We start from the raw sequence: 12,861 nt of genomic DNA on the forward strand, positions 1-12,861 counted from the left end.
GTGCCAGCGGGAAAGTGTCGCCAAACGTGAAGGCCGGGCGGGCTGCGTTCGGCCCGCATGGCGGATAGGGTCTGCGCGCCCGCCCCGGTGGCGGACACTTGTCCTCCGCCATCAAAGGTCATGACCGTGCTGCCCAAGGGTGTCTCCGCCTTCCCCATCACCCCCGCTGATGCCGATGGCACGGTGGATGCCGGCGCCCTCCACGGCCTCGTCGCCCGCCTCGCGGCGGCCGGCGTGGACAGCATCGGGCTTCTGGGCAGCACCGGCACCTATCCCTTCCTCAGCCGCGCCGAACGCCTGCGCGCTTTGGAGACCGGGCTTGCGGCGGCGGAAGGCGTGCCGGTCCTGGTGGGCATCGGCGCCCTGCGCACCGACGAGACGGTCCGCCTCGCCCAGGATGCCAAGGCGGCCGGCGCGACGGCGGGGCTGCTGGCGGCGGTGTCCTATACGCCGCTCACCGACGACGAGGTGTTCGCGCATTTCGCCACCGTGGCCCGGGAGGCGGGGCTGCCGCTCTGCATCTATGACAATCCCGCCACCACCCATTTCCGCTTCACCCCCGCTTTGGTGGCGCGCCTTGCCCAACTGCCGGAGGTGGTGGCCATCAAGAGCACGGCGCCGGAGCCGGCGGCGATCGGCGCGCATCTGGCCGAGTTGCGGGCGGCCGTGCCCTCGGGATGCGTGGTGGGCTATAGTGGCGACTGGCATTGCGCGGAAGCGCTGATCGCCGGGGCGGATGCCTGGTTCAGCGTGCTGGCGGGCCTCTTCCCCATGCAGGCCATGGAGATCGCGCAGGCGGTGTCGGCCGGCGATCTGGCCCGGGCGCGGGCGCTCGATCTTCGGCTGAAACCGCTCTGGGACCAGTTCCGCCGCCATTCCAGCTTGCGGGTCATGTATGCGGCGGCGACCGGGATGGGCCTCGTCTCCAGTTTGCCGCCGCGTCCCCTCCTGCCGCTGGCGCCGGCCGTGCAGGCCGAGGTGGCGGCTACCTTGGCAGCGCTGGGTCTGGCGTGACCATCCCGGCTCAAGGGGGCAGGCGGAACGCCTCCTCGGCGGTCTCCACCACGCCGGAGCTGAGGTCGGCCTCAATGCGGCGCAGGTCATCCAGAGTGAACCAGGCCACTTCCAGCGCATCATCGGCGGCCACCGCGCGGGGGTCCGCCCCTACGGGATGACAGAGCACCGCGACCATCAGGTAATGGTGCCGCAGCACGCCCTCGCCGTCGCGGTCGAGGCAGTCCAGCACCTTGAAAGCGGGGCCGGCGGCGGCGGTGATGCCGGTTTCCTCCTCAAGCTCACGCACTGCCGCCTCGGCGATGGTCTCGCCCCATTCCATGCGCCCGCCGGGAAAACCCCACCGGCCGGCATCGGGCGGATTGGCGCGGCGCACCAGCAGCAGGTGCGCGCCCCGCCGCAGCACGGCCAGCGCCGCGCAGCCGGGGCGAGGGGGCGGGCCGCTCACAGGTCCACGTCGTCTGTCCGGGCGATCGACACCCGGTTGCGGCCGAGGCGCTTGGCCTCATAGAGCGCCTGATCGGCGGCCGAGATGAGGCTGTCCGGCGAACTGCCCGCGTCCGGGATTTCCATGGCCACGCCGAAGCTGGCGGTCAGGCGGCGCGAGGGGACGCTGGGATGCTCGATGGCCAGCGCCGCCACCAGGCGTCGAGCCGTCTCGGCAAATTCCGCGGCGCCGGACAGGTCCGTGTCGGGCATCAGCACCACGAATTCCTCGCCGCCATAGCGCGCCGGCAGGTGGGGTGTCCCGGCGCAGGCGGCCGCCAGCATGCGGGCCACCGCTTTCAGGGCCTCGTCACCGGCCAGGTGCCCCTGATTGTCGTTGAACAGCTTGAAATGGTCCACATCCACCATGATGAGGCCGAGCGGCAGGCCCCGGTCGCCGGAGCGCACCCACTCGGCGGACATCTGCACGTCGAAGGTGCGGCGATTGGCGAGTCCGGTCAGGCCATCGGTGCGGGCGAGGGCGGCGAGGCGGCCATTATGGTTGCGCAATTCCGCCGTGCGCTCGGCGAGGCGCTGGCCCAGTTCGTTGATGGCGCTCACCAGCGGGCGGAACTCCCTCACCTCAGGGTCATTCACCGCGACACCGCCATCGAGGCCGGCATCCCGCACATCCTGTGCCAGGTGGTGGATGGGCGCCACCACCATCCGCTCCGACAGCCACCAGGCCAGCAGCACCATGATGATGGAGGCGCAAATGACGAGCGTGACGGTCAGCAGGATCTGCTCGTCCACCGCGACGGTCACGTCCAGGGCCGGCACGCCCACCAGCACCCGCATGGTGGTGCCGGGCACCCGCAGGAAGGCATAGAAGCGCTCGACGCCGTCAAACCCCACGGCGCGGGTCTGCCCCTCGGCCGTGCGGGACAGCACCTGGAACAGGGGATGGTCGGCGAAACTGGCCCCGAGGGCCGATTCCAGATAGGGCGTGCGGGTCACCACCGCTCCGGTGGCATCCAGCACTTCCACCACCGCACCCTTGGGAAGGCGGGTGAGGGCGCTGATGCGCGAGAGCCATTGCAGATCCACGGCCACCGCGGCGAGAGCGACGGGGATGCCCTTGTCGTCGCGCTCGGCCTCGGCGATGGCAATGGTGGGGGTGCCTGTGCCCCGCACCCGGATCAGGTCGCTGAAGGCGGGGCGATGGGAGGCGAAGGCCTGGCGCGCATAGGGACGATCCGAAAGGTCGACCCCCATGAGCGCGCGGCTGGTGGCGCAGCGGACAATGCCGTCGGCATCGGTGATGATGGCGCCCTGTATGCCCACCAGATCAGCCGTAAGGCGATGAAGAAAGGTGGTGCAGGAAACCGGCTCGGCCATCAGGCGCGAGGCCTCGCGCGCCAGAACCTGCGTCACCGCCACGGCGGAGGCGAGGCTTTCCCGCTGCACCAGCGTCACCTGCTCGCCGAACTCGCGCAGGTCCTCCAGGTTTTCAGCGATCAGATGATCGCGGTCCTGGATCAGGGTCCAGATCCGTTCTCCTGCCAGCGGCAGCACCGCCAGCATGAACAGGGCGGCGAGCCGGACGCGCAAGCTCGCTCCCCGCCGGCGGGCCTGGTACGCACCTGTCTCGCTCGTTCCCGCCATGGGGCGTCACTGTCTCCCTGAGGGCCGCCGGTTCACACCCGCCGACGCGCGCATCCGTCCTGCCTCTTTCCTCTCGCGCCCGTCGGGGGCAAAAGGGGCGGCGGAAGATGCGGGCGCAGGATGCCACAGGTTACCGGCATGCCTCCAGTCGGGGCGACCGGAACACGTGCTTCTTGTGCGCCATGATGAATGGGGACTTGAATGGCCGAGACGAACGGGCCGGCGGAACGGCTGGCGCAGGTGCATGCGCAGATCAATGACGCCTGCCGCAGGGCCGGGCGGGACCCGTCACGCGTCCATTTGGTGTGCGTCTCCAAGACCTTCTTCGCCCCCGACATCCGGCCCGTCATTGCCGCCGGCCAGCGCCTGTTCGGCGAGAACCGGGTGCAGGAGGCGCAGGCCAAGTGGCCGGAGCTGCGGGAGGAGGCGGAGGGCATCGCCGTGCACCTCATCGGACCGCTGCAATCCAACAAGGCGCGCGAGGCGGTGGCGCTGTTCGATGCCATCCATTCGGTGGACCGGCGGAAGATCGCGGAAGTGCTGGCGCAGGAGATGGACAGGCAGGGCCGGCGCCTGCCGGTCTTCCTTCAGGTCAATACCGGGGCGGAGCCGCAGAAGGCCGGTGTGCTGCCGCAGGAGGCCGACGCCTTCATCGCGCAGTGCGTCCGTGACCTCGGGCTCGACGTGGCCGGCCTCATGTGCATCCCGCCGGTGGAGGATGTGCCGGCCCCCCATTTCGCGCTCCTGGCCGAGATTGCCGCGCGCAATGGCCTTAAGGGCCTGTCCATGGGCATGAGCTCGGATTTCGCCGCCGCCATCAACCAGGGCGCCACCCATGTGCGGGTGGGCAGCGCCATCTTCGGTTCCCGCGCGCCGGTGCCGGCGGCGGGATGAGGGCCCATCGCCCGGCCGCGGGAACAGCGGGCGGGCTTTTCAGCTTGAACGGGACGGGGGGTGGTCCCGCCATCGGGAGGTGAGCGCATGGAGCATATGGCGGGACTTGTCTTCGCCGCGCTCGTTTCGGTGCTGCTCGCTCTGTTCGCGCTGGCCTTCGTCCTCCATGTTCGGGGCAAGCTCGCGGTGGCGGCCCGCAGCCGGATTGTGTGGGAGGGCAAGAGCGCCCGCGTGCCCCTGGTGGCGGCCTTTTCGGGCTGGAAAGGCGTGCCCTGGCTCGGCTTTTCCTCCAGCAACCTCAAGCCGACGCTGGTGCTGCATCCCGACCATGTGGAATGCCGGGTCATCCGCACCCGGCGTAAGCCCTATGCGGCGGTGTCGCGCGTGGATTATCGCGCGACCCTCGGCACGCGAAACGTGGTGTTGGAATTCCGCGATTGCCTCACCAGCTTCGCCGGCAACACGGCCAATGCGGACGTGGCGCGCGCCGCCATCCGCCTGCTCGGTGAGAAGGGGTGCCCGCTGTCGGAGCGGGCATGCCGGTTGCTGGACGGGTGACCCGCGATCAGGCCAGCACCTTGCCCGGATTGAGCCGCCCGTCGGGATCGAGCGCCGCCTTGATGCGGCGCATGAGGGCCAGTTCCGCCGCCGGCTTGTAGTGGGCCAGCTCGCCGGCCCGGTACTGGCCTATGCCGTGCTCGGCGGAGATGGAGCCGTCGAAGCGGGCCACCGCGTCATGCACGGTGCGGTTCAGCGCCGCCTTGTCGGTGCCGGGCGGGATCAGCACGTTGAAATGAATGTTGCCGTCGCCCGCATGGCCGAACATGTTGGCCCGCGCGCCGGGATGGGCGGCCGCGACAGCCGCCTCGGCATCGGCCAGGAAAGCGGGAATGTCGGCGATGGGCACGGAGACGTCGTGCTTGACGCTGGGGCCTTCCCGCTGCTCGGCCTCGGTGATGTGCTCGCGCAGCGCCCAGAGCTGGCGCGCCTGGGCCTCGGAGGAGGCGACCACGCCGTCGGTGGCTTCCTCCGCTTCCAATGCTCCGGCCAGCACCTCCTCTACCTTGTCGGCGATGCCGGCGAGGCTGGAATCCGCCTGCATCAGCACCAGCCAGGGGGCCGGTGCCAAGGGCAGGTCCAGTCCGCAATTGCGCTTCAAGAGGTCGAAGGAGAGGCCGCAGATCAGCTCGAAGGCGCTCACCTGGTCTCCCACCTCGTCCTGCACCCGGTTGAGCAAGGCCAGCGCCGCCTCGGGGCTCGGGACGGCGAGCAGGGCGGTCACTTTGTGCTGGGGGGCGGGTACGAGGCGCAGCACGGCGGCGGTGACGAGGCCGAGCGTGCCTTCCGAGCCGATGAAGAGCTGCTTCCAGTCATAGCCCGCATTGTCCTTACGCAGCGGGCGCAAGGCATTGACCAAAGTCCCGTCGGCGAGCACCACTTCCAGGCCCAGCACCAATTGCCGCGTCATGCCATAGCGCAGCACATTGATGCCGCCCGCATTGGTGGAGATGACGCCGCCCACTTGGGCCGTGCCTTCGGCGGCAAGGCTCACCGGCAGCAGGCGGCCGGCCGCGCGGGCCGCTTCCTGGGCGGTCTGGAGGATGCAGCCGGCCTCCACCTCCATGAGCATGCCCACCCGGTCGACCTTGCGGATGGCATTCAGGCGGGAGAGGGAGAGCAGGATCTGCGGCGCGGGCCCCACGGGCACGGCGCCACCGGCAAGGCCCGTATTGCCGCCCTGGGGTACCACGGCGACACCCGCTTCGGCGCAGGCGGCCACCACGGCGGCCACCTCTTGCGCGGTGCGCGGGCGCACCACCGCCAGCGCCTCACCCCGGAACAGGCCGCGCCAGTCCACGAGGTGAGGCGCCATGTCGTCAGGCGCGGTGACGAGGCCACGGGAATCCAGGAGTGTTTCGAGGCGGGACAGGAAGGAAGAGGCGTCCATGATGTGCGATCAGCGGCCCGGTTGGAGCATGAGAGCGAAGGACGGAATGTAGGTCGTCAGGAACAGGACGACCAGCATGACGAGAATCTGCGGCCAGATGGCGCGCGCGATGCGCGACAGGCTCAGCCCGGATATGGCCATGCCCACGAACAGGCAATAGCCGATGGGCGGGGCCGCCATGCCGATGGCCACATTGGTGACGATGATCGAGCCGAAATGGATGGGGTCCACCCCGAACCGGTTGGCGATGGCGATCAGCATGGGGCCGAGGATCACCATGATGGCGATCTCGTCCATCACCGCCGCCAGCAGGAAGAAGGCGATGTTCAAACCCGCCAGCGCCATCCAGCGCTCGGAGACGTGGTCCGCCAGCCAGGCGGCGAAGTCGGTGGCGATGTGCTCCTGCGCGATCAGCACCCCGAAGCCGGCCGACACCGCGATGATGGTGGTGACGATGGCGCTGGTGCGCATGGCCTGGAGCACGATGCGCGGCAGGTCCTTCACCTTCATCTTGCGTTCGATGAAGACGCCCACCAGCAGCGCGTAGACGCAGCTGATGCCGGCCGCTTCCGTGGGCGTGAAGACGCCGCCATAGATGCCGCCCAGCACCACCACGGGCGACAGCAGCGCCCATTTGCCATGGTTGAAGGCGGCGACCATTTCCGGCCAGGTGGCGCGGGTCTGCTTGGGCACCTTGTTGCGCTTGGCATGGACCCAGCACACCACCAGAAGGCCGATGGCGATGGACAGCCCCGGCACCACGCCCGACAAAAACAGCTTGCCGATGGACTGCTCCGCCACGATGCCCCAGATGACGAAGGCGATGGAGGGCGGAATGAGCGGGCCAAGCACGCCGGCGCTCACCGCGATGGAAGTGGCGAAGGCCTTGTCATAGCCGGCCTTGGCCATGGCCGGGATGAGAATGCCGCCGATGGCCGCGGTGGTGGCCGGGGCCGAGCCGGAAATGGCGGAGAAGACGATGGCCGCCAGCACCGCCACCATGGCAAGCCCGCCGGTGCGGTGGCGCACCAGGACCGAGGCGGCGTCGATGAGGCGCTGGGAAAGCCCGCCCGCGCTCATGAGCTCGCCGGCCAGCATGAAGAGGGGGATGGCCAATAGGCTGAAGGACTGGGAGCCGGCAATGAGCTGCTGGGCGAGGAAAGCCGGCTCGATGTCGGCCACCGTGAGCACCAGCATCACCACCACGCCGATGGCGATGGCAAAGGGCACACCGATCATCACCAGGCTGGCAAAGCCGCCGGTGAGAAGGAGGAGAACCGCGTTCATGCCGCAGTCTCCCCGCTGGCGGCCGCCCGCGCGGGTGCGCCTGTCACCACCCGCCAGGCGGCAAACAGGAAGATGAGGGCGCCCGCCGTGGGCGCGAAGGCATTGAGGATCTCGATGGGATAGCCGATGGCGGCCGAGATGGAGCCACCGGCCATGTCGTAGAAGCGCAGGCCCGACCAGAACAGATAGGCGCCGAAGGCGGCGGCGATGGCGTCAAGCCCCCGCTCCGCCAGCGGGCGCAGGTCAGCCGGCACGCGGTCCACCAGCAGGTCGAGGCGCACATGGAAGCCCTCGCGCACGCCAAGGGCCAAGCCCCCCAAAGTGGCCCATGAGAACATGAGCACCGCCATTTCCTCCGACCAGGAGGGGGTGCGGCCGAACACGTAGCGCATCACCACCTGGATGGTGATGCAGGCCACCATGACGGCGCCTGCCACCACGAGGCTCGCGCGCAGGAGGGTGGTGACAAGCGCCAGGAGGCGCTCGCCCGCGGTGCGGATCGCATGGACCATGGCCGTGCCCCTGACCTTTATTGCCTCACTGGACGGCGGTGAGCGTCTCCTGGAGCAGGTCCGGGCCGATGGTGGGCTTGAACTGCTCGTAGACGCCCTGCACGGACTCGCGGAACGGCTTGATGTCCTTGACCGCGTTCACCTTCATGCCGGAGGCTTCCAGCTTGGCGAGCACCGCCTTGGCGTCGGCGGCGGCGGTGGCGCGCTGCGCCTTGGTGGCGCTGGCGGCGGCGCTGAGCACCGCCTTGCGGAGGTCTTCCGGCAGGCGGTCGAACACGCGCTTGGAGATGACGAGGTCGATGGCCGAATAGGTGTGGTTGGTCAGCGAGAGATACTTGGTGACCTCGAAATACTTGTTCTGCTCGATCACCGCGAGCGGGATCTCCAGGCCATCAATGGCGCCCTGCTGCACGGCCGTGAAGGTTTCGCCCCAGGCCATGGGCACGGCGTTTCCACCCAGCGAGGAGAACATGCCGATGAAGACCGGGTTCTGCATCACCCGGTACTTCACGCCCTTCACGTCGGCGGGCGTTTCCACCGGGCGCACATTGTTGATCATGTCGCGGAAGCCGCCTTCCATGAAGGCGAGCAGCTTGATGCCCTTGGTCTCCAGCTTGGCGGCCAGCTTCTGGCCCACCGGGCCGTCCAGCACCTTCTGGGCCTGGGCTTCGTTGGCGAACAGGAAGGGCAGGTCCACCACCTGGAAGGAGGGCTCGATCTGCGCCACCACCGCATTGGTGATGATGCCCGCATCCACGGTGCCGAGGCGCATGCCGTCGAGCATGGCCTTCTCGTCACCGAGCTGGCGGTTGGGGAACAGCTGCACCTCGATCCGGCCGCCGGAGGCCTCTTCCACGGCCTTCTTGAAGTCGCGGGCGCCCACCGCATAGGGGTCCTGGGCGCCGTCGGAGGTGGTCCAGCCCAGCTTCAGCACGGTCTTCTGCTGGGCAAGCGCCGGCACGGCCGTGAAGAGGGTTGCCGCCGAAAGGGCGAGCGCAAGGGCACGGCGCGAGAACAGACGGGTCATGAGCACATTCCTCCAGGTGATGGGCCGCTGCCGGTTCAGCCGGCGGTCGGGGTGGGAAAGCCGTAAAGTCGTGCGGGGTTGTCCACCAGGATCCGCGTCCGCTGGGCCTCGTCGGGCACCCAGAGCGGCAGCAGGTCCAGAAGGTCGGTGGTGTTGAACATGGGGCCGGAGACCGCCACGTGCGGCCAGTCGGACCCCCACACGCACCGGTCCGGGGCGGCTTCCACCACCGCCTGGGCAAAGGCCAGTGTGTCGTGGAAGGGCGCGCCGGTGCCGGAAATGCGATAGGCGCCGGAAAGCTTGGTCCAGGCCCTGCCGTCGCGCATCAGGCGCAGCAGCATCTGGAAGCCGGGATGGTTGATGCCCTCCGTCACCGGCATGTGGCCGATATGGTCCACCACCACCTCCACCGGCAAGGCGGCAATGCGTGGTCCAAGCTCGGGCAGCGCGCGGGCGTCCAGCAGCAGCTGGATGTGCCACCCCAGCGGGGCGACGCGCGCGGCGAGTCGCTCCAGCTCGTCCATGGCGACGCCGCCGCCGAACAGGACATTGATGCGGATGCCCCTCACGCCGGCGGCGGCAAGCTCCTCCAGCTCCCGGTCGGACACGTCCGGGGACACCACCGCCACGCCGCGCAGGCGGTCGGGATGGGCGCGCAAGGTCTCCACCATGCAACGATTGTCAGTGCCGTAGACCGAGATCTGCACCAGCACGCCCCGGCTCATATGCAGGCCGTCGAGCATGGCGAGATAGGCCGCTTCCGGCGCAGGGGGCGGGGTGTAGCTGCGGTTGGCCATCATGGGATAGGCGTCGTGCGCGCCAATCACATGGGCATGGGTGTCCACCGCCCCGGCGGGAATGGGGAAGGCGGGGGCGCGGATGACGGGATCAGGCCCCTGGCAGGCAGGCGCGCCGGCTGTGGCTGCGACGGTCATGGGGTGGTCTCCGAAGCGAACGGCCCGAAGCCGAGGCGCTCCATGGCGTTGGACAGGTGGGTGCGCATGGCGGCCTCGGCGCCGGCCGCATCGGCGGCCGTGATGGCGGCCAGCACCGCCTCGTGCTCCGCCTGCACCGCCATGATCCGGCCGGGATGCCGGGCGCGCGTATTGACCCGCGCATGGGCGATCACCTCGCGCAGGCTGGCGCCGAGGAAGGAAAGAAAGCGCTCGAAATAGGGGTTGCCCGAGGCCCGGGCGATGGCCTCGTGGAAGCTGTTGTCGGCCTCGATGCCGTCCCGGCCGGCGGCGATGTCCGCGCGCAGGTCGTCCAGGGCGCGGGCGACGGCCGCGCGATGGGCGTCCGAGGCCTGCACGGCGGCGAGGCCCGCCGCGGCGCCCTCCACCGCCACGCGCAGCTGGAAGACGTGCCGCAGCGAGGCGCGGGTGGAAGCGTCCGCCTCCAGCCGGAACAGGCCCTTGCCGGGCTCTGCGGCGACGAACGCCCCAAGCCCCTGCCGGGATTCCACCAGCGCATCGGATTTCAGCCGCGACAGCGCCTCACGCACCACCATGCGCGAGACGGCGTAGCGCTCCGCCAATTCCTTCTCGGAGGGCAGGCGGTCACCCGGCGCGAGCGCGCCGCTGCGGATGGCGTCGGAGAGGCTGCGGGCCACCTCCGCCGACAATGCGGGAGCCCGGCGGATGGAGAAGGTCATGTTGTCCAGTTATCATACAAGCTGTCCGTACGGCAAGATGATGTGACGTATCGCAATTCCCTTGCGTCATCGCCGGAAGATCTCTGTCCGCCGCGCTCCCCGTCCAGGGACCGCTCTCAGAAGGGCTGGCCGTGCCGCAGCAGGGTGAGAGCAACCGCCTGGGCGCGGGGCACCAGGGTGTCGAGGTCGCAGAACTCGTCCAGCGAATGGGCCCCGCCCCCTACCGGCCCGGTGGCGCAGAGGGTCGGGGCGCCCACGGCGGCGGTGAAGCCGCTGTCGGCCGAACCGCCGGTGGCTTCGCCGCCCACCTTCATCCCCAGGTCCCGCGCGCAGGCCACATAAGCGTGGAACAGCGCCTCGCTGGCGGGCGACTGGGCGAAGGGCAGGAAATTGCGCTTGCGGGTGATGCGCGCGGCGGTGCCCGGCAGCTCTTCCCGATCCACGATGGCGAGAATCTGCCGCCACACCTCTTCCATGGCCTCGATGGTGGCAAAGCGCACATCCACCTCCGCCTTGGCGCAGGCCGGCACCATGTTGACGGATTCCCCGCCCTTGATGAGGCCGACGGACACGGTGGTCTCGGAACCCGGCCGGCTCAGCGCCTGGAGGCTCAGCACCTTGCGGGCGAGGGCCTCGATGGCGCTGGCGCCCTTGGCCGGCTCCACGCCCGCATGGGCGGCGCGGCCGGAGACTTCCAGGGTGAAGAAGATCGCCCCCTTGCGCGCGATCACCACATTGCCATTGGGCCGGCCGGGCTCGGCGTTCAGCACCATGGCCGCGCCCTCGGCGCAGGCCTGGATGACCGAGCGCGAGGAGGGGGAGGCGATCTCCTCGTCGCTGGAATAGAGCACCTTCAGCGGCATGGGCGCGCCGCCCAAAGCGTGGAAGGCCTCGATGAGGAAGGTGTTCATGACGAGCCCGGCCTTCATGTCCGCCACCCCCGGCCCGAAGGCGCGATCGCCTTCGCGGCGGAAGGGGCGGGCGGCCACCGTGCCTTCGGGGAAGACCGTGTCCATGTGCCCGAGCAGCAGGGCATGGGGGCCGACCGTGCGGCCCGGGATCTCGGCGATAAGATTGTCCCCCTGCTCGGCGACGGGCACCGTCTGCGTGGGCACGCCTGCTGCCGCAAGATGCGCGCGGAACACGGCGCCCACACGGTCCACCCCCGCCTTGTGGTAGCTCCCGCTGTCGATGTTCACCACCTCAACCAGCAAGGCTTCCATGGCGTCGCGGCGCGCCGCGAGCCACTGGAGGACAGCGTCCTCCTCGGGGGTCAGGTCTGGCATGGCGGACTGGTCTTTCTGCCGGGCGGCGCGCACGCCTCAGCCCCGGCTCGGGAAGGTCAGGAGGGTGTCGGGATAAAGGCCGAGGCGCATCCGGCTGCCGGGCGGTACGGCGGCGCGGGAGGCTTCTCCCGCATTGGGGGCCATGGCGATGAGGATCGCGCCCTGGCCGATATCCACATGGTAATAGGTGACGGCGCCGGAATAGACCGGGTGGGCCAGTTCTCCCTCCAGCACCACGCAGCGGGCATGGGCGGGCGGGTCGATGACCACTTTTTCCGGCCGCACCACCAGATCCACCGCGGCGCCCGCGCCGATGCCTTCGGTGGCTGGCACCTCCAGCGTGTGGCCGGAGACGGTGCGGATGCGGGCCGTGCCGGCGGTCACGTCTTCCACCTTGCCAGCCACCGCATTGGTGAAGCCGATGAAGTCGGAGACGAAGCGGCTGCGGGGATGCTCATAGACATCGGAGGGGGTGCCGATCTGCACGATGCGGCCTTCCTCCATCACCACGATCCGGTCGGCGAGGGTCAGCGCCTCTTCCTGGTCGTGGGTGACGAAAACGGTGGTGATGCCCACCGCCCGCTGGAGCTGCTTGATCTCCACCTGCATCTGCTCGCGCAATTTCTTGTCGAGGGCGGCGAGTGGCTCGTCCAGGAGTAGCACGTTGGGCTTGGTGACGATGGCGCGCGCCAGCGCCACGCGCTGGCGCTGGCCGCCGGAGAGCTGGGAGGGGCGGCGCGCGCCGAAGCCGGCGAGGCGCACCTGCGCCATGGCATCCTCCACCGCCGCACGGGTCTCGGCGGCGGGGCGGTTGCGCATGGCAAGGCCGAACGCGACATTCTCGAACACGCTCATGTGCGGGAACAGGGCATAGTTCTGGAAGACCATGCCGATGTTGCGCTTCCACGGCGCCACCTGGTTCACCAGCGTGTCGCCGATGCGGATCTCCCCCGCATCGGGCGTTTCGAGGCCGGCGATCATGCGCAACGTGGTGGTCTTGCCGCAGCCGGAGGGTCCCAGCAGGCAGACCATCTCGCCCGGCGCAATGGCGAGCGAGACGCCCCGCACCGCCAGCACCGGGCCATACCACTTCTTCACGTCGCGCAGGTCGACGCCGACGGCGTCGGTCGCGTTCAGCTTGGCCATGA

Annotated in this window: 13 protein-coding genes; 3 read left to right on the top strand and 10 right to left on the bottom strand. The window is 69.5% G+C overall.

Features of this window, described 5'->3' with window-relative positions; translation table 11 throughout:
* The first annotated feature begins 120 nt into the window (after positions 1–120).
* Positions 121–1,014 (top strand): dihydrodipicolinate synthase family protein, encoded by an 894-nt coding sequence (locus J5J86_RS19575; protein ID WP_209101043.1) that lies wholly within the window; start codon positions 121–123, stop codon positions 1,012–1,014.
* A gap of 10 nt (positions 1,015–1,024) precedes the next feature.
* Here J5J86_RS19575 and J5J86_RS19580 read toward each other — a convergent pair whose 3' ends face one another.
* Complete coding sequence (locus J5J86_RS19580; protein ID WP_209101045.1) at positions 1,025–1,462, bottom strand: NUDIX hydrolase; 438 nt, start codon at positions 1,460–1,462, stop codon at positions 1,025–1,027.
* On the bottom strand, positions 1,459–3,051 hold the full coding sequence (locus tag J5J86_RS19585; protein WP_209101046.1) for a sensor domain-containing diguanylate cyclase: 1,593 nt from the start codon (positions 3,049–3,051) through the stop codon (positions 1,459–1,461). Before J5J86_RS19585 ends, J5J86_RS19580 begins: the two co-directional genes overlap by 4 nt.
* A 255-nt stretch (positions 3,052–3,306) precedes the next feature.
* Here J5J86_RS19585 and J5J86_RS19590 point away from each other — a divergent pair, with 255 nt between their 5' ends.
* Together J5J86_RS19590 and J5J86_RS19595 are read left to right on the top strand one after the other, a co-directional pair.
* Positions 3,307–3,999, top strand: coding sequence for a YggS family pyridoxal phosphate-dependent enzyme (locus J5J86_RS19590; RefSeq protein WP_209101048.1), 693 nt, complete (start codon positions 3,307–3,309; stop codon positions 3,997–3,999).
* Between the two features lie 87 nt (positions 4,000–4,086).
* Positions 4,087–4,557 carry a hypothetical protein gene (locus tag J5J86_RS19595; protein WP_209101050.1) on the top strand — a complete coding sequence of 157 codons (471 nt, stop codon included), beginning with the start codon at positions 4,087–4,089 and terminating at the stop codon, positions 4,555–4,557.
* A gap of 7 nt (positions 4,558–4,564) precedes the next feature.
* On the opposite strand, the gene J5J86_RS19600 is transcribed toward J5J86_RS19595, so the two are convergent.
* The 8 genes from J5J86_RS19600 to J5J86_RS19635 all read right to left on the bottom strand — a co-directional run bounded on the left by J5J86_RS19600 (position 4,565) and on the right by J5J86_RS19635 (position 12,859).
* Positions 4,565–5,947: an FAD-binding oxidoreductase gene (locus J5J86_RS19600; protein WP_209101052.1), complete on the bottom strand. Its 1,383-nt coding sequence runs from the start codon at positions 5,945–5,947 to the stop codon at positions 4,565–4,567.
* Between the two features lie 9 nt (positions 5,948–5,956).
* Positions 5,957–7,234 (bottom strand): TRAP transporter large permease, encoded by a 1,278-nt coding sequence (locus J5J86_RS19605; RefSeq protein WP_209101054.1) that lies wholly within the window; start codon positions 7,232–7,234, stop codon positions 5,957–5,959.
* Positions 7,231–7,746: a TRAP transporter small permease gene (locus tag J5J86_RS19610; RefSeq protein ID WP_209101062.1), complete on the bottom strand. Its 516-nt coding sequence runs from the start codon at positions 7,744–7,746 to the stop codon at positions 7,231–7,233. Before J5J86_RS19610 ends, J5J86_RS19605 begins: the two co-directional genes overlap by 4 nt.
* Positions 7,747–7,771: 25 nt before the next feature.
* Positions 7,772–8,773, bottom strand: a complete 1,002-nt coding sequence (locus tag J5J86_RS19615) for a TRAP transporter substrate-binding protein (protein ID WP_209101064.1) — start codon at positions 8,771–8,773, stop codon at positions 7,772–7,774.
* Between the two features lie 35 nt (positions 8,774–8,808).
* Positions 8,809–9,708, bottom strand: a complete 900-nt coding sequence (locus tag J5J86_RS19620; RefSeq protein WP_209101066.1) for an amidohydrolase family protein — start codon at positions 9,706–9,708, stop codon at positions 8,809–8,811.
* On the bottom strand, positions 9,705–10,427 hold the full coding sequence (locus J5J86_RS19625) for a FadR/GntR family transcriptional regulator (protein ID WP_209101068.1): 723 nt from the start codon (positions 10,425–10,427) through the stop codon (positions 9,705–9,707). The genes J5J86_RS19620 and J5J86_RS19625 overlap by 4 nt, the downstream gene beginning before the upstream one ends.
* 116 nt (positions 10,428–10,543) lie before the next feature.
* Positions 10,544–11,713: a M20 family metallopeptidase gene (locus J5J86_RS19630; protein WP_247657718.1), complete on the bottom strand. Its 1,170-nt coding sequence runs from the start codon at positions 11,711–11,713 to the stop codon at positions 10,544–10,546.
* Positions 11,714–11,749: 36 nt separating this feature from the next.
* Complete coding sequence (locus tag J5J86_RS19635; RefSeq protein WP_209101070.1) at positions 11,750–12,859, bottom strand: ABC transporter ATP-binding protein; 1,110 nt, start codon at positions 12,857–12,859, stop codon at positions 11,750–11,752.
* Positions 12,860–12,861: the final 2 nt, after the last annotated feature.

Source organism: Aquabacter sp. L1I39, assembly GCF_017742835.1.
Taxonomy (GTDB): domain Bacteria; phylum Pseudomonadota; class Alphaproteobacteria; order Rhizobiales; family Xanthobacteraceae; genus L1I39.